Below are 22696 nucleotides of genomic sequence, written 5' to 3'. Positions count from 1 at the left end.
CAACAGCATAGAAAAGTCCCCTTCTTTTATGTAATAATTTTCAGTGTCTCAGGTTCGAGAGAGAACGAAACATCCTTCTGGAGATAAATCGGTTCGCCGTCAGAATGTACCGGAAGTGCTACTTTTGAGTGTACTTCTGCTTTTTTACAGCGGAAGATATGTACGCCTGGAAGTCGGGTATGCTTTCCGGAAAACACAGTCGGCAGAATTGCCAGAGCAATAATTTTGGGAACATTTGCAATCACAATAAAGTCCAGCAGATCATCATCCGGTTTGGCATCCGGGCAGAATTTGCATCCACCACCTTCATAAGGAAGATTAAATGCAGAGGCAAAGAAAACCCGTTTAAAATGAAGCCTTTTTGTATCGTCCAGAAGAATTTCCATCTCATCTGGCTGACAGCGGCGCAGACGGTAGAGTGAGCAGGCTGCATAGGCAAGTTTGCCCAGACCGAGCCGGTTAAAAAAGACTTTAACCCTGGAAATACAAAGTTGATGGCAGATAGCTGCATCGTATCCGATTCCGGAACTGACGACAAAACGGTGAACCTTGTCATGATAGTGCAATACACCAAGATTGATCTTGCGCGTCTGTTCAGAATGAAGTACCAGATCCAGAGCTTTCATGGTATCGGATGGAAGGGCAAGTCCCCGGCCAAAATCATTGCCAGAGCCGATCGGAATGTAACCGAGGGTAACCAGGCTTAAATTCTGCAGACCACAGATTACTTCATCCACACTTCCATCACCACCAAGTACAACGATCGTAACAGGATCCCCGGAGGCGGTAAGCTCGGCGGCAATTTCCGTTGCGTGATGCCGGTGATGTGTAAAATGGATCTGGTAATCTATATGTTCTGCTATCAGCTTTAATTTAATCTTTTCCCATAGTGCAAGTCCCTGACCCGAGCGGGCGTTAGGATTGGCTATAAAATGATACATAAAGTCATCCCTTCACTTCTGTAAATTTAGTTTCATTCTAGCATCGGAATGAGAGGATATTGTCAAAAAAACAATAAAAATGCAAAAATTTATTGAGGCAGAGTGCTAAAAGTGCTATTCTGGTACATGTGTTAAAAAATAAACATAAAATAAATGGAGGTAATACTGTGAAATTTATAAGACAATTTTTGATTATCATATTGATTTCTTTTGCAGGAGAGCTTTTGCATGCAATCCTTCCACTACCGGTTCCTGCAAGTATTTATGGCTTGCTGATCTTGCTGGCAGGTTTGCAGACAAAAGTAATTCCTTTGAAAGCAGTTGATGAGGCCGGTGGATTTCTGATTGAAATCATGCCGATGCTTTTTATCCCTGCAGGAGTAGGTCTGATGGTATCATGGGGAGACTTAAAACCGGTTCTTGTTCCGATCATGGTTACAATTGTAGTGACAACAGTGCTGGTTATGGGCGTGAGTGGAAGAACCGCTCAGTTTGTACTGAAGAAAGAGGAGAAGAAGGATGAGTAATATGCTGCATGGATCGACCTTTTTTTGTATGGCGATCAGTCTTTTTGGATATGAGGCAGGAATTTTTCTGCGTAAAAAGTTAAAAATTGGTATCTTCAATCCACTTCTTGTTTCGATTGTTTTTGTAATTATCGTGCTAAAAGTGACTGGAATTGATTATGATACTTATGATAAGGGAGCGAATGTACTGAGCTACCTTCTGACACCGTCTACAGTCTGTCTTGCAATTCCGCTTTATCAGCAGATGAATCTTCTTAAGAAGAATCTGAAAGCGATCATTGCAGGAATTACAACAGGTGTATTTGCCAGCCTTGCCGGTGTATGGGTATTTTCTATGTTGTTCCACCTGAAGAAGCAGTTCTATGTAACGCTTCTTCCAAAATCAATTACCACAGCGATCGGTATGGGAATCTCAGAAGAGCTTGGTGGAATTGTGACGATTACAGTTGCTGCGATCGTAATTACCGGGATTATTGGAAATATGTTTGCAGAGGGAATCTGTAAGCTCTGCAAAATTGAGCATCCGATTGCAAAAGGACTGGCAATCGGAACAGCTTCCCATGCTATGGGAACGGCAAAGGCAATGGAAATCGGAGAGATTGAAGGAGCAATGAGCAGTCTTTCTATTGCAGTGGCCGGATTGATGACGGTTGTAGGTTCATTGATTTTCTATCACCTGTATTAGAGAGGAGTGTGCAGAATATGGAGAAAACAATTATCTGTATCGGACGGGAATATGGAAGCGGCGGACATGAAATCGGTGAATTGCTGGCAAAGCGTACCGGTTATGCGTTTTACGATAAAGAGAAGCTGTTTGAAATTGCAAAGATGCGCGGATACGAGAAAGAAATGCAGGAGTATCTGGATGAACAGCCGGTGGACAGCCTTCTTTATTCAATCGCAATGAATTTTGCAGAACCGAAGAAGAAGCCATATCCATTTAAGCTGATTGAAGAGCTTGTGGAAGAAGGACCATGTATTATTATGGGAAGGTGCGCAGGTTATCTGATGAGAAACCGAGAAGAAGCTTTTAGTGTATTTGTCCATGCAGACATGGAAACACGAATTGAACGCGTGAAAGAGCGTGATCATATTACAAGCAGAATGAAAGCGAAACGTAAGATCCAGGATGTGGATGAGAAAAGAAGCGCTTTTCGTAAGGATTATACCGGACAGGAATGGGGAATGTCGAAGAATTATGATCTTTCGGTCAGCACTACAGAGTTGTCCTATGAACAGGCAGCAGATCTGATTCTGTATTATAAGAAGATGACAGAAGAAGCTGACAGAGCTTAGAAGGTATAAAAAGAATATACTAGTTTGTTGAATCCAGAAATGGGAAATGACATGGCAGGTCATTTCCCATTTCTGGATTTTAGAGATATAGAAGGGCTCAATTTCTATATCTTAGTTTATAGAATACGTGGCTTCCATAAATTATTTATATATTCGTTACAATCTTTTAGAGGGCAAAATTTGATTTATCTAGGCATCTCCCATGCGTTATGATCCGTGTGAAGCAACATATGTGACTTGTGAGAAAGCGGTTTCTCAAAGAAATCACGGTACAGACGGAGTACATCCGGGTTCTCATGTGAGAAGCGAAGTGGTGCATTCTTATCAAGGAAATAAAGATTTTCACCACGTGTCCGTGCAAGTTCTTCTCCGTCATGGATTGGCTGACCGCCACCGCCGACGCATCCGCCAGGGCAGGCCATAACTTCTACAAAATCATAATGTACTTCACCATGTTCGATTGCTTCGATCAGTTTACGTGTGTTTCCGAGTCCGCTGACAACAGCAGCACGAACAGTAGCATCTCCAAGCTGAATCTCAGCTTCTACAACACCTGGCTGTCCACCAGGATTGCGGACAATCTTGAATGCATCCGGATCAGGGTTACGTCCGGTTACAAGGTAGTGAGCAGAACGAAGTGCTGCTTCCATAACACCACCTGTTGTTCCGAAGATAACACCGGCACCGGTCCATTCTTTCATCAGAGGATCGCATTCACGATCAACCAAAGAAGCAGGATCAATATGTGCAGAACGGATCATGCGTGTCAATTCACGAGTTGTAAGTACAACGTCTGTCTCGTGTCCGGCATATTCACCATAGAACAGTTCCATGTTACTTTCGCCTTTTTTGGCAACACATGGCATGATAGATACAGTAAACATATTTTCCGGTTTCACACCGATGGATTCTGCAAAATAGCTCTTCATAACAGAACCGAACATCTGCTGTGGTGATTTGGCTGTTGAAAGCTGTGGCACCAGATGTGGGTACTGTGATTTAAGGAAGCGTACCCATCCAGGGCAGCAGGAGGTAAACATCGGACGAAGATTTAATTCGCCTTTTGTAAATCTCTGCAGGAATTCATTTCCTTCTTCCATAATAGTAAGGTCTGCTGTGAAGGAGGTATCGAATACATAGTCAATACCCATTTTCTTCAGAGCATCCATGATCTTGCCGACAGTTGCTTCTTCACGGGAAAGACCAAGAGCTTCACCCCATGCAGCACGTACAGCAGGAGCAACCTGTGCAACAACGACTTTCTTGTCATCAGCGATTGCATCCCATACTTTCTCTGTATCATCACGTTCGCGCAGAGCGCCGACCGGGCAGTGAGTAATACACTGACCGCACAGAGAACAGGAAACCTCGGAGATCTTATGGTTGCCGGTTACATTAATAGTAGTACGGGAACCAGTACTTGTCACATCCCAGATATGTAAATCCTGGATCTTGTCACAGACCTGGATACAGCGCATACACTTGATGCATTTCTGTGAGTCTCTGATCAGCGGAAATTCTTTATCCCAAGGGAATTCTTCCAGACGCTGCTTAAATGGTATTTCGATGATGTTCAGGTCATTTGCAAGACTCTGCAGAGTACAGTTACCGCTTCTGACACAGGTAGCACATTTGCAGTCGTGTTGGGAAAGGATAAGCTGTACAGTCTGTCTTCTGGCTGTACGAACCTTTGGGCTGTTTGTATGGATTACCATACCTTCTTTTACTACGTTGTTGCAGGAAGTTACCAGCCGTTCCATTCCCTCGAGTTCAACAACACAGACACGACAGGCTGCGATCTCGTTGATATCTTTCAGATAGCAGAGCTTTGGAATCGGGATATCCGCCATTTTGGCAGCATCCATGATAGTAGTACCTTCCGGGACAGATACGTTTATATTATCAATTGTAAGATTTACCATAATGTTTCACGACCTCCTTTGAAAATGCCGTAGCCGAAGTGGTCGCAACGCAGACATCTGCTGGCTTCCTGTTTCGCTTCTGCCTCGGACATGCAGTTTTCTACACCGTTAAAGTCACAGACACGTTCGCAGGCTTCACGCTCGGTCATGTTTACTCTTCCGCACGGCGGGCGGTCATCAAGACGCGCTTCAGGAATCTCAACGTCACAGCTGATAATGTGGTGATATCCCAGGTATTCGTCTATGTTAGCAGCTACTACTTTTGCAGCAGCAATAGCTTTGATTACGGATGCAGGACCGGAAGCACAGTCTCCACCGGCAAATACACCCGGGATGTTATCGAATCCGCCGTATTTTTCGGTTAAGATCTTACCTCTCTGTACAGGAACACCGGCTTCTTCAAAGTGCTGGTATTCAATATCCTGTCCGATCGCAACGATCAGTGTCTGGCATGGAATGAATACGTCAGGAGCACCTGTCGGACGTACACTTGCACGACCGTCTTTGATCTTACTGATCATCTGTGGTGTAACGTAGATTCCTTTTACGTGACCGTTTTCATCTGTTTCGATGCGGGAAGGAGCCATCAGAGTCTGTACTTCGATTCCTTCTGCAACAGCACCTTCAATCTCTGCCGGAAGTGCAGTCATATCTGCCACGCGGCGACGGTAAACGATGCTAACTTTTTTAGCACCCAGACGTTTTGCAGTACGGACAGCATCCATAGATACGTTACCGCCACCGATAACAGCTACTTCCTGTCCGGTAAGATCCGGGTTCTGGTTCTTTCCTACATCACGAAGGAACTGAACAGCAGAAAGGACACCTTCTGAGTGTTCACCTTCGATACCAAGTTTCTTATCGGTACTTGCACCGATTGTAATAAGGACTGCGTCATATTCTTCACGCAGGCTCTGGATTGTCATATCAGTTCCGATACGTTTGCCAAATTCTACTTTTACGCCGGTCTCGAGGATGGCGTTGATGTCATCGTTCAGACGGTCTTTCGGAAGACGATAGTTTGGAATGCCATAACGGAGCATACCACCAAGCTCAGGCAGCATCTCGAATACAGTTGTCTGGTGTCCCATAAGCTGCAGATAGTAAGCCGCACTTAATCCACCAGGACCGCCACCTACGATAGCGATGCGCTTTCCGGTAGATGGAGCACATGGCGGAGGTGGAACCTTTCCTGCATAATCCGCAGCCATTCTCTTAAGCCCGCGGATATTGACTGCATCATCCACGATATTACGACGGCAGCGTGCTTCACAAGGATGTTCACAGATAAATCCACAGGTTGTCGGGAACGGATTATCTTTGCGGATCAGACGGATCGCATCTGCATAACGTCCTTCTCCGACAAGAGCGATGTATCCCGGGATATCTACGTGTGCAGGGCACAGAGATACACAAGGAACAGGCTGTGCATACTGGCAGGTACATCTTCCCTGGCGCACATGTTCTTCATAATCTTCACGACATCCCATCAGGCTCTTGTAAACCATATGAGCTGCTTCATACCCGATCGCGCAGTCAGCTCCTTCCATGATTGACAGAGCAAGTTCTTCCATCAGGTCTAATGTTTCCATAGTTGCGTCCCCATTCAGAACATCGGTCAGCAGGTTCTTCAGCTGCCACAGACCAATACGGCACGGCACACATTTTCCGCAGGTGTGTGTATGACACATCTCCAGGAAAGCACGAGTCATGTCTACAGGACACAGTCCCGGAGGACTGGATTCGATTCTTCGCTCCAGATCTTTGTAGAGCCCTTCGATAACCAGCTGGGCTTTGTCCGGTGCAGTGATTTCAAGTCTACTCATAGCTTTTTCTCCTTTAACTTTTTTTGCCAGTCCATAGATCAGATGAAGAAAAATTATAGGGAAAACATCTGAATGCTATAGACCAACTCTATGGACACACTTATAATGATATTGTATGCATTTCAGTACAATCTTGCAAGCAAAGTTAATAAATAGACAAATAAGTTAATTTTGTCACAAAATGATAAAAAATATCAGCAATATGCACAAAATAACAGAACAACGATAAAGGGTGCAAAAAATAAAAAAATTATGGTACAATAACACCTGTAAAAGAGATGTCTGTTTTACAGGCACAATTAACAGAAAGGGCGGAACAGGAGAAATGAAAGTAACAGATTTTGGTGCAACAGTTAAAGGTGACGAGACAAAATTATATACGCTCACAAATAAAAATGGAATGGAGATTGCAGTATCCGATTACGGTGCAACGCTGGTACAGGTGATCGTACCGGACAAAGAAGGCAAGCCGTGTGATGTTGTGCTTGGATATGATGAGGCAGCAGGATATGAAGAAGGAGATCTGTTCTTCGGTGCAATTGTCGGGAGAAGTGCAAACCGTATCGGAGGAGCATCCTTTGAACTGAACGGAGTGACCTATCAGCTTGAAAAGAATGATAATGGCAATAATCTCCACAGCGGAATGGATTTTTATAACCAGAGAATGTGGAAGGTAAAAGAAACTGCAGATGATCATATTACATTTGAACTGGACAGCCCGGATGGTGATCAGGGATATCCGGGAGCTGTACATATTGAGGTAACATATACTCTGACAGAAGACAATGCAGTGAAGATCGCTTACCATGCAGTTCCGGATGCAGATACTCTGATCAACATGACAAATCACAGCTATTTTAATATGGATGGACATGCATCAGGAGATGTACTGGATCAGGAAGTATGGATTGATGCAGATGCATTTACCAGAGCCGATGCCGAGTCTATTCCGACAGGCGAGATCACACCGGTAGAAGGAACACCGATGGATTTCCGTACCAAGAAAGCAATTGGCAAAGAAATCGAGACAGATTATGAAGCACTGAATTTCGGGAAAGGATATGATCATAACTGGGTTCTGAATAATAAAGGAGAATTTGCGAAAGTGGCAGAGATGTCCTCGGAAGAGAGCGGAATCACTATGGAAGTTTATACAGACCTTCCGGGAATGCAGCTTTATACAGGCAACTTTATTGTTGATGCCAAAGGAAAAGGCGGGGCGCATTACCACAAACGCCAGGCAGCCTGCTTCGAGACACAGTTCTTCCCGGATGCAATCCATAAAGAGAATTTTGCCGGGCCGGTATGCAAGAAGGGCGAAACTTACGAAACAACAACGATGTACAAGTTTATATAACAACAGATAAGCCGAAAAGGTGTCATGGACATAAAAATCCATGACACCTTTTTTGAAAATATGTGCTGTAAAAAATCAGCGAAGGAATATGAAAAATTCATTTTACGCTGTGGTATATCTGTGAAATCAGAAAATGCCATCCAGATAATGCCCGATCGAACGGCGGATATTACCTTCAAAATCAGTCTCTCCGTTATGCAGACACCATTCAAATACATTTCCGATAACCAGCATACGGATATCAGTGCAGATTTCATCCAGGGAAATCTTTGGCGCAATGATGCCGGCATCAATCGCTTTGCGAAGATAATTCTCTACGGTAAGGATTGGGTACGGTCGCTCGGTACGGATCGTTGGGTTCAGTGCCTGGTTGCGCGGTGTGTAGTAATTGGACATGAATTCTACTCCGAGTTCCCGGCAGTACTGTGCGTAATTCAGATAAACGTGGATGATACCGATCTTTGCCTCATCTGCATCTTCCGGCGTATCCAGAAGATCCGGATTGATGCTTGGCTGTTCTTCAATATAATAAGATAAAAGATCATCTTTGGTTTTAAAATGATGATAGAAGCTGCCGTTGGAGACACCTGCTTCATCACAGATATTTTTTATGGAAAGCTGATCGTATCCCTGCTTCTGCAGAATTGTCTTGGCTGCATGAAAGATACGTGCTTTGGTTTCTTTTGATTTTTTCTGTTGTCTGGACAGAGGTTCTTTTTCAATATCGCTTGACATTTGGTTAATCCTTTCTTAAAACTTTTCAGTCAGATTAACTGTAGTATAGCATATTTAATAGAAAAAGACAAGAAAACCGAGCGAACTCTGTAATTTTAACGGGAATTGAAAAATAAGAGATGACATGGTATCATTAAATCCATAGCGAACAAAAAGAGAGGATTGGATATCAATGGATATTAACCAGAAAATAACAGAAGAACTGGGCGTAAAAAAGTGGCAGGTAGATGCGGCTGTAAAGCTGATCGATGAAGGAAATACCATTCCGTTTATTGCGCGTTACAGAAAAGAAGCACACGGTACACTGGATGATGAACAGCTTCGTAAATTATATGAACGACTGACCTATCTGCGGAACCTGGAAGAGAAAAAAGAACAGGTTCTTGCAAGTATTGAAGAACAGGGCAAGTTAACACCTGAGCTGAAAGCACAGATCGTGGCAGCAGAGACGCAGGTTCTGGTGGACGATCTTTATCGTCCGTACAGACCCAAACGCCGGACCCGTGCGACAATTGCAAAAGAAAAAGGTCTGGAACCACTGGCGGTTCTGATTTCTCTTCAGAATAGTAAGGAGCCCCTGGAAAAAGAGGCGGAAAAATATGTTTCTGAAGAAAAGGGCGTGAAAAATGTGCAGGAAGCGATTGACGGTGCGAAAGATATTCTTGCAGAAAATATTTCAGATGAGGCAGATTACAGAAAGAGGATCCGCGATCTGACGTTCAAAAAGGGTACGCTGGTTTCTGCTGCAAAAGATGAAAAAGCAGAATCTGTATACGAGATGTATTATGATTTTACAGAAGCGGTCAGCAAAGTAGCCGGACACCGCGTACTGGCACTCAACCGTGGAGAAAAAGAAAAATTTCTGAGTGTTAAGATTGAAGCACCGGAAGAGGAAATTCTCCGTTATCTGGAAAAGAAAGTGATCCGCAGGGATAATCCATACACAACACCGGTTTTGAAAGAGGTTGTGGCCGACAGCTATCAGAGGCTGATCGCACCGGCGATCGAGCGTGAACTGAGAAACGAACTGACGGAAAAAGCAGAAGATGGCGCAATCCTTGTGTTTGGAAAGAATCTGGAGCAGCTTCTGATGCAGCCGCCGATCGTCGGACAGGTTGTGCTTGGATGGGATCCTGCATTCCGTACCGGATGCAAGCTTGCTGTGGTAGATCCGACCGGAAAAGTAATCGGCACGACTGTAATTTATCCGACAGCGCCTACGACTCCGAAGAAGATCCAGGCAGCAAAAGATCTGCTGAAAAAGATTATTCCAAAGTATCACATCTCTTTGATTTCCCTGGGAAATGGAACAGCATCCAGAGAATCAGAACAGTTTATTGTAGAACTGTTAAAAGAGATTCCGGAAAAAGTGCAGTATGTGATCGTAAATGAAGCGGGAGCATCTGTGTACTCAGCAAGTAAACTTGCTACAGAAGAATTCCCAAAATTCGATGTCGGGCAGAGAAGCGCGACATCCATCGCAAGACGTCTTCAGGATCCGCTTGCCGAACTGGTAAAGATCGATCCGCAGTCGATCGGTGTCGGGCAGTATCAGCATGATATGAACCAGAAAAAATTAGGAGAAGCACTTGGCGGTGTGGTAGAAGACTGCGTAAATAAAGTCGGTGTGGACCTAAATACTGCATCGGCTCCGCTGCTTTCTTATATTTCCGGTATTTCCGGAACCCTTGCGAAAAATATTGTTGCCTACAGGGAAGAAAATGGAAAATTTGAGAATAGAAAAGAACTTCTCAAAGTACCAAAACTTGGACCGAAAGCATTTGAGCAGTGTGCCGGATTTATGAGGATCCAGGGCGGAACCGATCCACTCGACGGGACCAGTGTACATCCGGAGTCTTACGAGGCGGCAAGGAAGCTTCTTGAAAAGCAGGGCTTCAAGCCGGAAGATATTGCAGGCGGCAAACTTGCAGGCCTGTCTCTTACCATCAAAGATTACAAAAAGCTCGCTGAGGAACTTGGAATTGGAGAGATCACCCTTCAGGATATTGTCAAAGAGCTGGAAAAACCGGCGCGTGATCCACGAGATGAGATGCCGAAACCAATTCTCAGAACGGATGTCCTTGATATGAAGGATCTGAAGGAAGGAATGATTCTGAAAGGAACCGTGCGAAATGTCATTGACTTTGGTGTATTTGTCGATATTGGAGTACATCAGGACGGATTGGTGCACATTTCCCAGATCACGGACCGTTTTATCAAGCATCCACTGGAAGCAGTCAGCGTAGGAGATATTGTAGATGTAAAAGTGATGAGCGTTGATTTGCAGAAGAAGCGGATCCAGCTTACAATGAGAGGAATTCAGTAATACATGTTCGGATATGTGACGGCGAATGAGCCGGAATTAAAAGTAAAAGATTATCATAAATATAAAGCGTATTACTGTGGCCTTTGTCAGTCACTGAAGAGACAGTATGGCAGCGCAGGGCAGCTTACGCTTGCCTATGATATGACATTTGTGATCATTTTACTTACTTCTTTATATGAAAGTGAAACAAAGGCGGAAAGACATCGTTGTAAGACGCATCCGTTAAAACCACAGCCAATGCTGGAAAATGAGATCACAGAGTATGCAGCTGATATGAATCTGATCATGGCGTATTATCATCTGGAAGATGACTGGAAGGATGAGAAGAAAGTAGCAGGGCTTCTTGGGAGTATGGCTTTAAAGCGAAAAGTAAAAAAAGCAATTCGGAAATATCCAAGGCAGAGTCGTGTGATCAGAGAAGAAATGGCAAAGCTTTCGGAATATGAAAGTCAGGGTATACAGGAAGTTGACTATCCGGCAGGCTGTTTTGGCCGGCTGATGGAAGAGATGATGGTATATAAAGAAGACTGCTGGGAACAGCAGCTTCGAGGGATCGGTTTCTATCTGGGTAAATATATTTACATTATGGATGCTTACGAAGATCTGGATAAGGACCTGGAAAAAGGGACTTATAATCCATTAAAAAAGATGCATGAAGAAGCCGGATATGAAGAAAGATGCAGAGATATTCTGTGTATGATGATCGGCGAATGCGCAAGAAATTTTGAAATTTTGCCATGTGTACTGGACGTGGATATCCTGCGGAATATCCTGTACGATGGCATATGGAAACATTACAGAAAGATACAAGAAAAGAAAAGCGAGGAAAAGGAAGATGACAAAGAATCCTTATGAGGTGCTTGGCGTATCGCCAAATGCATCGGAAGAGGAGATAAAAAAAGCGTACAGGGAACTGAGCCGGAAATATCATCCGGATGCCAATGTGGATAATCCGCTTCGGGATCTTGCTGAAGAAAAGTTTAAAGAAGTGCAGGAAGCTTATGATGAAATTATGAAAGAGCGGGCGAATGGAGGATATAATTACGGATACGGCGCAGGCTCAGGGAACTATTCTTATGGTAATAATTCCTATGGGAATCAATCTTATGGCAATGGCAGATACCAGCAGTACAATAATATGAATCCGGAGATGCAGGCGGCATTCAATTTTATCAATAACCGCAGATATCAGGATGCGATCAATGTATTGAACCGTATGAATGACCGGACGGCACAGTGGTATTATGCAAGTTCCATGGCCAACGCAGGCGTCGGTAACAATGTGCTGGCAAGGGATTATGCTGCGCAGGCAGTGAATATGGAGCCGAATAACCCGCAGTACAGAGAACTGATGAACCAGCTGAACTGGGGAGCGCAGAGATATAATAGTAATCCGTTTGGCCAGGGATATGGTAATCGTAATTCCTCACCATGTGGAACTGGAAATATGTGCTGTGATCTGTGGATCGCAGATTCATTATGTGAATGTATGGGAGGGGATCTGTGTCCATGCATCTAAATGCAAAAAAGACTGCATTTGCAGGTGTTATGCTTGCACTGACAGAGGTGGGGATTGCGCTTGGCAGTGTGATCGAAACAAATACACTTTTTTTACTGGCGGCGGCATCCTTCTTTGTCGGGATTGTGATTCAGGAATTTGGATTGAAAAGCGGGGCAGGTTTTTTACTGGCTGGAATTTTGCTGGGAATCTTTCTGTCTCCGAATAAATTATATGTGGTTTCCTATGCATTTATGGGATTTTATATTCTAATTATAGAAACAATATGGCATTTTCTTGGAAGAGCTTCCGGATGGATCAGAAGCCGTAACTTTTTCTGGCTCATGAAATATCTGGTATTTAATGTACTTTATATTCCGGGTTTAATATATTTCTGGAGTATGTTATCTGAAAAAAAGGCTGCAAAAGGAATAATGCTTATGTCTGTTGTATTCGGACAATTTATACTTTTTGTCTTTGACAAGACATATGAATATGCAATGGGGAAAATCTGGAAAGAAAATAGACATAAATTCGGGTTTTAAAGCATATATAGTACAATAATGATGATGTGAGTGTCGAAAGTAAATTTTGCCACTCACTGATGTAACCGGATTGCTCCATTGCTACACAATTCCCACAATCCTCGAACACATCATAATGATAATAAAAAAATAAATTTTTATGTATTTTTTGCACAAAAAAGTGGAAAATTTAACAGAAAAATTGTATAATATAAGACAGGACAAATAGGAAAGAGAGGATTCACTTATGAAGCAGAATAATATGCTTGCTATGATCTTGGCAGGCGGACGAGGAAGTCGTCTTCACGAGCTTACAAATAAAGTAGCCAAACCTGCGGTTTCATATGGTGGGAAATACAGAATCATTGATTTTCCACTCAGCAACTGTGCCAACAGCGGAATTGATAATGTAGGAGTCCTGACACAGTATGAGTCTATTTTACTTAACAGTTATGTAGCGGCAGGCCGCAGATGGGGGTTAGATGCCCAGAACAGCGGAGTCTATGTACTCCCACCGCGTGAAAAAGCAGATGCGGACCTGGATGTATACAGAGGAACAGCAGATGCAATTTCACAGAACATTGATTTTGTGGACATGTTTGCACCAGAATATGTACTGATTCTTTCCGGTGACCATATTTATAAGATGAATTATGATAAGATGCTTGATTATCATAAAGAGACTGGAGCAGATGCAACAATCGCGGTCATTGAGGTTCCGATGAAGGAAGCAAGCCGTTTTGGCATTATGAATACGGACGATGAAGGAAGAATTGTAGAGTTTGAAGAGAAACCGGAGAATCCAAAGAGCAATCTGGCATCCATGGGTATTTACATATTCAACTGGAAGCTTTTAAGAAAGATGCTCCTTGCAGATATGAAAAATCAGGATTCCAATCATGATTTCGGAAAAGATATTATTCCGACTATGCTGAATGATGGAAGAAAGCTCTACGCATACAAGTTCAAAGGATATTGGAAAGATGTCGGAACAATCGATTCCCTGTGGGAAGCAAATATGGATCTGATCAACAATAAAAATGAACTTGATCTGAATGATGATTCATGGAAGATTTACACAGAGGATACAACTGCGCTTCCGCAGTATGTTGGTCCGACAGCAGAGATTGAAAGAGCATTTATCAACCAGGGCTGTGTGATCAATGGAAAAGTCAAGAATTCTGTATTGTTTACAGGTGCAAAAGTCGGCGAAGGCGCACAGATTATTGACAGTGTACTGATGCCGGGCGTTGAAGTAGAAGAAGGTGCAGTTGTAACAAGAGCGCTTGTGGCTGATGGCGTAAAGATTGGCAAAAATGCAGTTGTCGGATCAGCAGACAGCGAACATATTGAATTAGTATCAAAACGTGTTAAGGGGGATGAGTAATATGGCACAGGCATTTGGAATCGTAAGTTTTGCCGGCAACAATATCCGGGTAGGAGAGATGCAGAATTACCGTCCGGTTGGTGCTGTTTCATTCCTTGGAAGATACAGAGTTATTGATTTCCAAATCTCTAATATGAGCAACAGTGAAATCGAACATATTCAGGTTTATGTAAGAAGAAAACCACGTTCTCTTACAGAACATCTTGGAACAGGACGTCATTACAATATCAACTCAAAGAGTGGACGTCTTCATATTCTTTATTCTGATTTTGAAAATGCAGAATGGAGTGTATACAATAATGACCTGGCGGCATATGAAGAAAATATGGAGTGCATTGAAGCTGTAAAATATCCATATGTAGTTATTGCGCCAAGTTATATGATTTATACACAGAATTATGATGAATTACTTAAGACACATATTGAATCCGGTGCAGATATAACCCTGTTATATCACAGTGTGGATAATGCAAAAGAATACTATCTGAACTGTTCAACACTTAATCTGAACAAGCAGAAGGGTGTCCTTTCATTGGAACCGAACCATGGTAACGCGAAAAACCGTAATATTTTCATGGACACTTATGTAATGCGCAAAGATCTGTTTATGGAACTGGTTAAAAAGGGAAGAAAGATTTCTTCCATGTTCACACTTAATGATATTGTGAATATGGCATGTAGTGAACTGGATGTACGTGGAGTGTCACATCGAGGATTCTTTGCATCTATCACAGATTTCAAGAGCTACTATAATGCAAACTTATCACTGATCGATATGAAGAATGCAGTGACTTTGTTTGATAAGAGTTGGCCAATTTACACAAGAACAAATGATTCCTGCCCAACAAAGTATTACGAAGGAGCAAGTGTCAAGAAGTCAGTAATTTCCAATGGATGCCTGATCGAGGGTACTGTTGAGAATTCGGTAATCGGACGTGGCTGTGTAATTAAGAAAGGTGCAGTTGTCAAAGACAGCGTTATCCTTCCGGGAGTTGTAATTGGAGCGGATGCACGGATTGAAGCACAGGTAGTGGACAAGAGTGCAAGGATTGTCCATGCAAAGGAACTGATTGCAGATCCGGAAAAACCAGGATATGTAAGAAGAAACGATACTTTATAATCAAAAGAAATTCAACAGAGAGAAGAATGTCGGCGTGGGCAGACTTCTCTCTGTTTTTTTGTTTCATAAAAAAAGAGGCTCATAACGAACCCCTTTTGCTGCTTTGTAAAATTATAATCTATTCGCGTCCCATTTGTAAAATCGGGCTGATCTTTTTGTAGATCAGGAATACAATCAATGATACCAGGAAACCTTTCAGCAGATTGAATGGTGCAACAGAAAGTAGAACAAAAGTCAGAAGACTGTTGATATGACTGTTGACTGCGGTTCCCATGGCAACCAGTGCATCGATTGGCATATGGAATGCAGCAGCGTATGCCGGAAGCAGAAGGTATGCATTGATAAAACATCCGACAATTGTCATAAAAACAGTTCCCGTTACCATACCGATGATCGCACCCTTGCGAGAATGTAACTTCTGATAAATCAGGGAAGCCGGAATACACATTGCACATCCGATCAGGAAGTTTCCGAGGTCTCCAACACCAGCTGTTGATGTACCTCTGATCAGGAGGTTCAACAGGATTTTGACCAGTTCGATTAAAGCGCCGGCTACAGGTCCCATGGTAAATGCTCCGACAAGGACCGGAACTTCACTGAAATCAATTTTGTAAAAGGTTGGTGCAAATGGAAGTGGAATATCAAATAACATCAGAACCATAGCGATTGCTCCGAGCACACCAATCTGTGCAATTACCTTTGTGCTGATACGTTTTTTTTCTTTCGTTGTTGTTTTTTGGTTTGTCATTACATCTGTACTCATTTTTTCTCTCCTTTTCTCTTGACATAATCAGATGAATTGAGGAGGAAAATCTTCGAAAGCCTATGCAAAAAAATCCCCGACGTAATACGTCGGGGGGATTATTTGCAAAATCACTTTTTCTTCTCTCATCCAGACTTTACTGTCGGTTTTGGAATTGCACCAAATCAGCTGTCAGAAATCTGACAGGTCGCGGACTGTAACCGCCGGTTGGGAATTCTGCTTATACTATAGCGATAAGAAGTCACCCTACCCCGAAGAATTTCCTTGTTCATTTGAACACATTATAGCGCAGGCGTATATAAAATACAAGTACAAGTTAAGAAAAGACAGTGTTTTTCTAAACCCGGAGTGAGCAGTAACGACTTGTTTCCAAAGATTCGGTATGATATAATCGGTGTGACTTAATCTGATATGGAGGAAAATGAATGAATATAAAGTTTGAAGTAAAAATGACAAAAAAAGCCATGTTTGATTTTATGCTCTATACTTCCTACACAAGCCTTAGTGGAATCATTGGTGTGATTTTCGGTGGTGTAACACTGGTGCTGGGAATCAGACAATGTATGTTTGGAAGCTACAGTACAGCTGCAACGTTCTTTTTGTTTGCCGCAATTTTTCTGATCGGAAACCCACTTCATTTAAAAGCACGTGCGGCAGAACAGGTAATGCGTTCACCGATGTTTCAGAAACCGATTAGTTATGAACTTAACGAAGAAGGAATCCGCATTTCACAGGATGAACAAAGTGTGCTTAATGAATGGGGAGATTTCCGGAAGGCAGTTTCAACCGGTCAGTCTGTAATTATATATGTAACAAAGGTAAGAGCACTGATTTTTCCAAGAGAATCCCTGGGAGAACAGTATGCGGCAGCAGTGCAGATGATTTCTACACATATGCCAGCCAAGAAAGTCAATATCAGACACGTCAGTGCAAATTAGGAGGCAGACCAGAAGATGATAATTGAAACAAAAAGTGCCAAAGAAACCTATGATCTCGGTAAGAAGATCGGGAGTCATGCAAAAGCAGGAGAAGTCTATACACTGGTAGGAGATCTCGGCGTCGGAAAGACCGTATTTACCCAGGGACTGGCAAAAGGACTGGGGATTGAAGAACCGATCAGCAGTCCAACCTTTACAATAGTCCAGGTATATGATGACGGAAGACTTCCGTTCTATCATTTTGATGTGTATCGGATTGGTGACATTGAAGAGATGGACGAGATTGGTTTTGAAGACTATGTATATGGAGACGGTGTAAGCCTGATCGAATGGGCGAACCTGATCGATGAGATTCTTCCGGCGAACCGGACAGAGATCACGATAGAAAAAGATCTGGAACAGGGATTTGATTTCCGCCGGATTACGGTAGAGAAAAGAGGAGAATAATATGCGCATTTTAGCAATAGACAGTTCGGGACTTGTTGCAACTGTCGCAGTAGTTGAAGAAGAAAACGAAATTTCCAAAACGATTGCAGAGTATACGATCAATTATAAAAAGACACATTCACAGACCTTATTACCGATGTTGGATGAAATCGTGAAGATGACGGATATGAATCTGGATACGATTGATGCGATTGCGGTAGCAGGAGGACCGGGATCATTTACCGGACTCAGAATTGGTTCAGCAACTGCAAAGGGACTGGGGCTGGCACTGAAGAAGCCTTTGATTCACGTTCCGACAGTAGACGGACTTGCTTATAATCTGTGTTATACAGACAGGATCATTTGTCCGATCATGGATGCAAGAAGAAATCAGGTATATACTGGTATTTATCAGATGGACGGTGATAAACTGCAGGTTTTGGAAGCACAGATGGCAGTCGAAATCGATGAACTTGCCAAAAAACTTTGTACTTATGGAAAACCAGTGATCTTTCTTGGAGACGGTGTACCGGTGCATAAAGACAGGCTGGAGAAGGAATTGATGACGAATCATGATATTGCATTTGCACCGGCACATATGAACCAGCAGAGAGCTGCAGCAGTCGGTATGCTTGGAATTCAGTATTATAAAGAAGGAAAAACAGAAACCGCAATGGAACACAAACCGGATTATCTGCGTGTATCACAGGCAGAACGGGAAAGAGAAGAACGTCTGAAAGCAGAAAAAACACATGAGTAATAGAGATAACATAGAAATTACTTTGATAACAGAAAATGACAGAGAACGAATGGAACAGGTGGCGCAGATGGAAACAGACGTATTTCCGGATCCGTGGAGTTATCATGAAGTGAGATCAACTGTCAGACAGAAGCATACTTTTTGTGCGGCAGCAATGGAAGGGGATACCCTGCTGGGATATTTTCTGTGTTATTATGTTCTGGATGAATGCGAGATTGCAAGAATTGCAGTTGCTGAATCTGAAAGACGCAGAGGAATTGGACAGATGCTGTTTGGATTTATGGAACAGATCTGCCATGAAAAGCAACTGAAAAGAATGCTTCTTGATGTCCGTAAGAGTAATCAGACAGCGATTGCTTTTTATGAAAAAAACAAATTTGGAATCGATGGAGAGCGAAAGTTCTATTACGGAGGGAAAAATCCGGAAGATGCAATCCTGATGAGCCGTATGGTTTAGAAAATGGAAGAAATCGCAAGAATATACAAGACTTCCCACTGGAAGGCGTCAGTCTGTGACGTTATAATGTACCTGAACATAGAAAGAGATGAAAAATGAAATGGCAGTCTTTTTTGCAAAGATACTCAGGAGGAAGTAAGATGCGTAATTATAAAAAAATTCAGACAGAAAAAAATACAGTCACAAAGATTGTGTGCAATAAATGTAAAAAAGAAATCACAATAAAAAATGGAATACCGGAGGAAGAGATGCTTACAGTTGAAAAAAGATGGGGATATTTTTCGCACAAAGACGGAGAACTCCATCGATTTGATATCTGTGAGGAATGCTATGATACCTGGATAGCATCTTTCCAGATTCCGGTATATGGAGAACAGGAGTTAGAATGTTAGATGTATGTTTGCTTGGAAGCGGTGGAATGATGCCGCTTCCTTATCGATGGCTGACCGCACTTATGACAAGATATAACGGCAGCCAGCTGCTGATTGACTGTGGTGAAGGCACACAGATTGCGTTAAAAGAGAAGGGATGGAGTTTTAAACCGATCGATGTAATTTGTTTCACACATTACCATGGAGATCATATCAGCGGACTTCCGGGACTTCTTCTTACAATGGGAAATGCGGACAGAAAGGAACCGCTTACTCTGATTGGACCGAAAGGTCTGGAGAGAGTGGTGAGTTCTCTGCGAGTGATCGCGCCGGAACTGCCATTTGAAATCCACTATAGAGAAATTACAGAGCCAGAACAGATTTTTGAGATGGATGGATATCGTCTGAAAGCATTTCGTGTAAAACATAATGTGATCTGTTACGGTTATACGATTGAGATCGACCGTGCCGGCAAATTTGATGTGCAGAGGGCAACAGAACAGAAAATTCCGAAGGAATACTGGAAACATCTTCAAAAAGGTGAGACAGTAGAGCTTGACGGAAGAATACTGACGCCGGAGATGGTCCTTGGACCACCTCGAAGAGGAATTAAGCTTACCTATTGTACAGATACAAGACCGACGGATTCTATCCGGAAGAATGCAAAAGGGTCAGACCTGTTTATCTGCGAAGGAATGTACGGAGAAAAAGAAAAAGCGGCAAAAGCAGTAGAATATAAGCATATGACCTTTTATGAGGCAGCAAACCTGGCAAAAGAGGCGGAGGTGGGAGAAATGTGGCTTACGCATTACAGCCCGTCCCTGCGCCATCCGGAAGAATATATGGATGAAGTGCGGGCAATCTTTCCACATGCGATCGCAGGAAAAGACCGTATGACAACAGAACTGGATTTCCCGGAATAAGCAAAGCAGTAGAGAGAAGGAAAAATATGGATACAGAGAAAAAGGATATATTAATACTGGCAATTGAAAGTTCCTGTGATGAAACGGCAGCAGCCGTTGTAAAGAACGGACGACAGGTGTTGTCAAATGTGATCTCATCACAGATAGATCTACATAAATTATATGGTGGTGTGGTTCCGGAAATCGCATCGAGAAAGCATATTGAAAAGATTAATCAGGTAATAGAAGAGGCTCTGGAAAATGCAGAGGTTACACTGGATGATATTGATGCAATCGGTGTAACTTACGGTCCGGGGCTTGTTGGTGCGCTTCTTGTCGGTGTGGCAGAAGCAAAAGCAATCGCATATGCGAAAAAGTTACCACTTGTTGGAGTTCATCATATTGAAGGGCATATTTCTGCAAATTATATTGAGAATCTGGAACTGGAACCACCGTTCTTGTGTCTTGTTGTGTCTGGGGGACATACGCATCTCGTATGCGTCAAGGATTATGGAACTTATGAGATTCTTGGAAGAACCAGAGATGATGCGGCAGGAGAGGCTTTTGATAAAGTGGCTAGAGCAATTGGCCTGGGATATCCGGGAGGACCGAAGATTGATAAGCTTTCAAAAGAGGGGGATCCAGATGCAATCCCATTTCCACGTGCGCATATCGAAGATTCCCCATATGATTTCAGCTTCAGTGGCGTGAAGTCAGCAGTTTTAAACTATATTAACGGTTGCAAGATGAAAGGGATTGAATACAACCGTGCTGATATTGCTGCATCCTTCCAGAAAGCAGTTACTGATGTGCTGGTAGACAATGCAATGCATGCAGTAAAAGAATATGGACTTAATAAGTTTGCAATTGCGGGAGGCGTGGCGTCAAACAGTAGTCTTCGTGCAGCAATGAAACAGGCATGTGAAAAGAATGAAATAGAATTTTACTATCCGTCACCGATTTTCTGTACAGATAATGCAGCAATGATCGGTGTGGCGGCTTATTATGAATACATAAATGGAACCAGACATGGATGGGATCTGAATGCAGTCCCGAATCTGAAACTTGGCGAAAGATAGAGTGGGCGAACCACGAAATGCAGGTAAAAAGGAGAGAGTAATATGAACAGGGAAAAATGTACAGCAGTAGTCCTGGCAGCAGGAAAAGGAAGCCGGATGGGTACAAAAATACAGAAGCAATATCTGGAAATATGCGGAAAGCCTGTACTTTACTATTCTCTTGCTGCATTTGCAGCATCTCCGATTATTGATGAAATTGTTCTTGTGACAGGAGAAGGTAAGACTGATTATTGCCGGAAAAATATCATAGAAGCTTATGGAATCACAAAAGTTAATAAAATTGTGGTTGGTGGAAAAGAACGGTATGAATCTGTATATAAAGCACTAAAAGAAATAGAACCGGAAGGTTATGTCTTTATTCATGATGGAGCACGTCCGTTTGTTGATGAATCGATCATAGAACGAACTTACCAGGCAGTAAAAGAATACCGGGCATGTGTGGCAGGAATGCCATCGAAAGATACGGTAAAGATTGTAGATGAGAATGATTTCGCAGTAAATACACCGGAACGAAGATTTGTGTGGTGTATTCAGACTCCGCAGGTATTTGAGACTGCATTGATTCGTCATGCATATTTTAAATTGATGGAAAATGAAGAAAATGAAATAGGGATAACAGACGATGCGATGGTTGTAGAGCGTATGGAAAACTGTGCAGTAAAGTTGGTAGAAGGTTCGTATGAGAATATAAAGATTACAACGCCAGAAGATCTGATATTAGCAGAAAGTCTGATCAAAAAAAGAAATTGAAAAAGATTTAAAAAAAGTGTTGACAATAATGTATCACTATGATATTATCTATCTTGTCGCTGATACACAGCAACAACTTAATAAATGCGGAGAGGTATCGAAGTGGTCATAACGAGGCGGTCTTGAAAACCGTTTGTCCGAAAGGGCGCGTGGGTTCGAATCCCACCCTCTCCGGTTGAAGCAGAACAATATGTTCTGCTTTTTTTATTGTTCGGCTTGGTTTTTGGGGAGTAAAAAGGTGAAATGAAAAAAGGTAAGATCTACCTTTGAAGTTACATCATTTTACAAGATTAAATTCCACATGAGAGTGGAATTTAATCTTGTAAGTGAGTAATATATAAAACTTGAAAATAGTACTGGACAAAAAAGAAAGAATCGTGTATATTAAATAACGGACGTTTTGGAGAAATACCCAAGCTGGCCGAAGGGGCTCCCCTGGAAAGGGAGTAGGTCGTTAATAGCGGCGCGAGGGTTCGAATCCCTCTTTCTCCGTTTTGTTCAAAGCTAAAAAGCAGTAATCGATAAAACATAATATTGAATGTAAATACAGATCAAGAAAATGTGAAAAAAGTCGAAAAAAGTGCTTGACATTCAGGAAAACGGATGTTATTATAAACAAGCTGATGCATGAGAAATGAAAGTTTTAAATGCAGAACAAAAAATAAAAAAGTTGTTGACAAACATGAAACGCTTTGGTATAATATAAAAGCTGTCGCATGAAACGGCAACAACAAAGAACATTGATAACTGAACAATAGACAACAAACCCTGAAAATTCTTACAAGAGATTT

The 22696-nt window shown here is 42.4% G+C and carries 23 protein-coding genes, 2 tRNA genes and 1 riboswitch; of the genes, 20 read left to right on the top strand and 5 right to left on the bottom strand.

The genetic code is table 11. The annotated features are described in order from the left end of the window. Positions 1–26: 26 nt before the first annotated feature. Positions 27–941: a diacylglycerol/lipid kinase family protein gene (locus PGW42_RS03250; protein WP_270203905.1), complete on the bottom strand. Its 915-nt coding sequence runs from the start codon at positions 939–941 to the stop codon at positions 27–29. Positions 942–1108: 167 nt separating this feature from the next. Here PGW42_RS03250 and PGW42_RS03245 point away from each other — a divergent pair, with 167 nt between their 5' ends. From PGW42_RS03245 to PGW42_RS03235, 3 genes are read left to right on the top strand one after another with little or no spacing between them, the layout of a single operon-like run. Next, positions 1109–1468 carry a CidA/LrgA family protein gene (locus PGW42_RS03245; RefSeq protein ID WP_022220001.1) on the top strand — a complete coding sequence of 120 codons (360 nt, stop codon included), beginning with the start codon at positions 1109–1111 and terminating at the stop codon, positions 1466–1468. After that, a complete protein-coding gene (locus PGW42_RS03240; protein ID WP_117559267.1) occupies positions 1461–2153 on the top strand; it encodes an LrgB family protein in 693 nt (230 codons plus the stop codon). The genes PGW42_RS03245 and PGW42_RS03240 overlap by 8 nt, the downstream gene beginning before the upstream one ends. Before the next feature lie 17 nt (positions 2154–2170). Beyond that, a complete protein-coding gene (locus tag PGW42_RS03235; RefSeq protein WP_117559265.1) occupies positions 2171–2764 on the top strand; it encodes a cytidylate kinase-like family protein in 594 nt (197 codons plus the stop codon). Between the two features lie 185 nt (positions 2765–2949). Here the strand turns inward: PGW42_RS03235 and PGW42_RS03230 are convergent, their stop codons facing one another. Then, complete coding sequence (locus PGW42_RS03230; protein WP_008373638.1) at positions 2950–4686, bottom strand: [FeFe] hydrogenase, group A; 1737 nt, start codon at positions 4684–4686, stop codon at positions 2950–2952. Continuing rightward, positions 4680–6512, bottom strand: coding sequence for an NAD(P)-binding protein (locus PGW42_RS03225; protein ID WP_117824527.1), 1833 nt, complete (start codon positions 6510–6512; stop codon positions 4680–4682). The genes PGW42_RS03230 and PGW42_RS03225 overlap by 7 nt, the downstream gene beginning before the upstream one ends. A gap of 325 nt (positions 6513–6837) precedes the next feature. On the opposite strand from PGW42_RS03225, the gene PGW42_RS03220 reads away from it, so the two are divergent. Then, positions 6838–7869, top strand: coding sequence for an aldose epimerase family protein (locus PGW42_RS03220; RefSeq protein ID WP_055156242.1), 1032 nt, complete (start codon positions 6838–6840; stop codon positions 7867–7869). Between the two features lie 126 nt (positions 7870–7995). Here PGW42_RS03220 and PGW42_RS03215 read toward each other — a convergent pair whose 3' ends face one another. Next, entirely contained in the window at positions 7996–8604 is a 609-nt protein-coding gene (locus tag PGW42_RS03215) for a TetR/AcrR family transcriptional regulator (protein WP_022220003.1), read from the bottom strand. A 172-nt stretch (positions 8605–8776) separates the two neighbouring features. Between PGW42_RS03215 and PGW42_RS03210 the strand changes: the two genes are divergently transcribed. From PGW42_RS03210 to glgD, 6 genes are all read left to right on the top strand, one after another. Beyond that, positions 8777–10930 (top strand): Tex family protein, encoded by a 2154-nt coding sequence (locus tag PGW42_RS03210; RefSeq protein ID WP_270203904.1) that lies wholly within the window; start codon positions 8777–8779, stop codon positions 10928–10930. Between the two features lie 3 nt (positions 10931–10933). Further along, on the top strand, positions 10934–11785 hold the full coding sequence (locus PGW42_RS03205; protein WP_270203903.1) for a DUF5685 family protein: 852 nt from the start codon (positions 10934–10936) through the stop codon (positions 11783–11785). Further along, entirely contained in the window at positions 11766–12449 is a 684-nt protein-coding gene (locus PGW42_RS03200; RefSeq protein WP_118218344.1) for a DnaJ domain-containing protein, read from the top strand. Before PGW42_RS03205 ends, PGW42_RS03200 begins: the two co-directional genes overlap by 20 nt. Then, a complete protein-coding gene (locus PGW42_RS03195) occupies positions 12440–12973 on the top strand; it encodes a hypothetical protein (protein ID WP_270203902.1) in 534 nt (177 codons plus the stop codon). The genes PGW42_RS03200 and PGW42_RS03195 overlap by 10 nt, the downstream gene beginning before the upstream one ends. 226 nt (positions 12974–13199) lie before the next feature. Then, positions 13200–14339 carry a glucose-1-phosphate adenylyltransferase gene (locus PGW42_RS03190; RefSeq protein WP_117559255.1) on the top strand — a complete coding sequence of 380 codons (1140 nt, stop codon included), beginning with the start codon at positions 13200–13202 and terminating at the stop codon, positions 14337–14339. Between the two features lies 1 nt (position 14340). Continuing rightward, a complete protein-coding gene (gene glgD, locus PGW42_RS03185) occupies positions 14341–15459 on the top strand; it encodes a glucose-1-phosphate adenylyltransferase subunit GlgD (protein WP_270203901.1) in 1119 nt (372 codons plus the stop codon). A 118-nt stretch (positions 15460–15577) separates the two neighbouring features. Here glgD and PGW42_RS03180 read toward each other — a convergent pair whose 3' ends face one another. Further along, on the bottom strand, positions 15578–16222 hold the full coding sequence (locus PGW42_RS03180) for an ECF transporter S component (protein ID WP_270203900.1): 645 nt from the start codon (positions 16220–16222) through the stop codon (positions 15578–15580). A 113-nt stretch (positions 16223–16335) separates the two neighbouring features. Then, positions 16336–16485: riboswitch (FMN riboswitch) on the bottom strand. A gap of 162 nt (positions 16486–16647) precedes the next feature. On the opposite strand from PGW42_RS03180, the gene PGW42_RS03175 reads away from it, so the two are divergent. The 10 genes from PGW42_RS03175 (at position 16648) to PGW42_RS03130 (ending at position 22397) form a co-directional block, all read left to right on the top strand. Further along, positions 16648–17160: a YcxB family protein gene (locus PGW42_RS03175; RefSeq protein WP_243272616.1), complete on the top strand. Its 513-nt coding sequence runs from the start codon at positions 16648–16650 to the stop codon at positions 17158–17160. Positions 17161–17175: 15 nt separating this feature from the next. After that, positions 17176–17607: a tRNA (adenosine(37)-N6)-threonylcarbamoyltransferase complex ATPase subunit type 1 TsaE gene (gene tsaE, locus PGW42_RS03170; protein WP_055158645.1), complete on the top strand. Its 432-nt coding sequence runs from the start codon at positions 17176–17178 to the stop codon at positions 17605–17607. A 1-nt stretch (position 17608) separates the two neighbouring features. Beyond that, a complete protein-coding gene (tsaB, locus tag PGW42_RS03165; RefSeq protein ID WP_270203899.1) occupies positions 17609–18346 on the top strand; it encodes a tRNA (adenosine(37)-N6)-threonylcarbamoyltransferase complex dimerization subunit type 1 TsaB in 738 nt (245 codons plus the stop codon). Next, positions 18339–18803 (top strand): ribosomal protein S18-alanine N-acetyltransferase, encoded by a 465-nt coding sequence (gene rimI / locus PGW42_RS03160; RefSeq protein WP_055247571.1) that lies wholly within the window; start codon positions 18339–18341, stop codon positions 18801–18803. The genes tsaB and rimI overlap by 8 nt, the downstream gene beginning before the upstream one ends. A 140-nt stretch (positions 18804–18943) precedes the next feature. Next, positions 18944–19195 carry a hypothetical protein gene (locus PGW42_RS03155; RefSeq protein ID WP_055158650.1) on the top strand — a complete coding sequence of 84 codons (252 nt, stop codon included), beginning with the start codon at positions 18944–18946 and terminating at the stop codon, positions 19193–19195. Beyond that, complete coding sequence (locus PGW42_RS03150) at positions 19189–20097, top strand: ribonuclease Z (protein ID WP_008373675.1); 909 nt, start codon at positions 19189–19191, stop codon at positions 20095–20097. The genes PGW42_RS03155 and PGW42_RS03150 overlap by 7 nt, the downstream gene beginning before the upstream one ends. Positions 20098–20123: 26 nt before the next feature. Beyond that, complete coding sequence (gene tsaD, locus PGW42_RS03145) at positions 20124–21155, top strand: tRNA (adenosine(37)-N6)-threonylcarbamoyltransferase complex transferase subunit TsaD (protein WP_008373677.1); 1032 nt, start codon at positions 20124–20126, stop codon at positions 21153–21155. Positions 21156–21197: 42 nt separating this feature from the next. After that, the gene (gene ispD, locus PGW42_RS03140) at positions 21198–21905 is read left to right on the top strand and encodes a 2-C-methyl-D-erythritol 4-phosphate cytidylyltransferase (RefSeq protein WP_270203898.1); all 708 of its coding nucleotides are present in this window, start codon (positions 21198–21200) and stop codon (positions 21903–21905) included. Positions 21906–21993: 88 nt separating this feature from the next. Further along, positions 21994–22079: transfer RNA gene (locus PGW42_RS03135), tRNA-Ser, on the top strand. A 228-nt stretch (positions 22080–22307) separates the two neighbouring features. After that, positions 22308–22397, top strand: a tRNA-Ser gene (locus PGW42_RS03130). Positions 22398–22696 lie beyond the last annotated feature (299 nt).

The sequence above is a fragment of the Coprococcus sp. TM115-187 genome (assembly GCF_027679115.1).
GTDB lineage: Bacteria > Bacillota > Clostridia > Lachnospirales > Lachnospiraceae > Allocoprococcus > Allocoprococcus comes.
Note: the sequence above shows the minus strand (reverse complement) of the source record. Positions and strands in the feature narration are given on the sequence as shown.

Coding starts and splice junctions, on each gene's coding strand:
- PGW42_RS03250 (WP_270203905.1), bottom strand. CDS start 941: ATGTATCATTTTATAGCCAATCCTAACGCCCGCTCGGGTCAGGGACTT.
- PGW42_RS03240 (WP_117559267.1), top strand. CDS start 1,461: ATGAGTAATATGCTGCATGGATCGACCTTTTTTTGTATGGCGATCAGT.
- PGW42_RS03235 (WP_117559265.1), top strand. CDS start 2,171: ATGGAGAAAACAATTATCTGTATCGGACGGGAATATGGAAGCGGCGGA.
- PGW42_RS03230 (WP_008373638.1), bottom strand. CDS start 4,686: ATGGTAAATCTTACAATTGATAATATAAACGTATCTGTCCCGGAAGGT.
- PGW42_RS03225 (WP_117824527.1), bottom strand. CDS start 6,512: ATGAGTAGACTTGAAATCACTGCACCGGACAAAGCCCAGCTGGTTATC.
- PGW42_RS03220 (WP_055156242.1), top strand. CDS start 6,838: ATGAAAGTAACAGATTTTGGTGCAACAGTTAAAGGTGACGAGACAAAA.
- PGW42_RS03215 (WP_022220003.1), bottom strand. CDS start 8,604: ATGTCAAGCGATATTGAAAAAGAACCTCTGTCCAGACAACAGAAAAAA.
- PGW42_RS03210 (WP_270203904.1), top strand. CDS start 8,777: ATGGATATTAACCAGAAAATAACAGAAGAACTGGGCGTAAAAAAGTGG.
- PGW42_RS03205 (WP_270203903.1), top strand. CDS start 10,934: ATGTTCGGATATGTGACGGCGAATGAGCCGGAATTAAAAGTAAAAGAT.
- PGW42_RS03200 (WP_118218344.1), top strand. CDS start 11,766: ATGACAAAGAATCCTTATGAGGTGCTTGGCGTATCGCCAAATGCATCG.
- PGW42_RS03195 (WP_270203902.1), top strand. CDS start 12,440: ATGCATCTAAATGCAAAAAAGACTGCATTTGCAGGTGTTATGCTTGCA.
- PGW42_RS03190 (WP_117559255.1), top strand. CDS start 13,200: ATGAAGCAGAATAATATGCTTGCTATGATCTTGGCAGGCGGACGAGGA.
- glgD (WP_270203901.1), top strand. CDS start 14,341: ATGGCACAGGCATTTGGAATCGTAAGTTTTGCCGGCAACAATATCCGG.
- PGW42_RS03180 (WP_270203900.1), bottom strand. CDS start 16,222: ATGAGTACAGATGTAATGACAAACCAAAAAACAACAACGAAAGAAAAA.
- PGW42_RS03175 (WP_243272616.1), top strand. CDS start 16,648: ATGAATATAAAGTTTGAAGTAAAAATGACAAAAAAAGCCATGTTTGAT.
- tsaE (WP_055158645.1), top strand. CDS start 17,176: ATGATAATTGAAACAAAAAGTGCCAAAGAAACCTATGATCTCGGTAAG.
- tsaB (WP_270203899.1), top strand. CDS start 17,609: ATGCGCATTTTAGCAATAGACAGTTCGGGACTTGTTGCAACTGTCGCA.
- rimI (WP_055247571.1), top strand. CDS start 18,339: ATGAGTAATAGAGATAACATAGAAATTACTTTGATAACAGAAAATGAC.
- PGW42_RS03155 (WP_055158650.1), top strand. CDS start 18,944: ATGCGTAATTATAAAAAAATTCAGACAGAAAAAAATACAGTCACAAAG.
- PGW42_RS03150 (WP_008373675.1), top strand. CDS start 19,189: ATGTTAGATGTATGTTTGCTTGGAAGCGGTGGAATGATGCCGCTTCCT.
- tsaD (WP_008373677.1), top strand. CDS start 20,124: ATGGATACAGAGAAAAAGGATATATTAATACTGGCAATTGAAAGTTCC.
- ispD (WP_270203898.1), top strand. CDS start 21,198: ATGAACAGGGAAAAATGTACAGCAGTAGTCCTGGCAGCAGGAAAAGGA.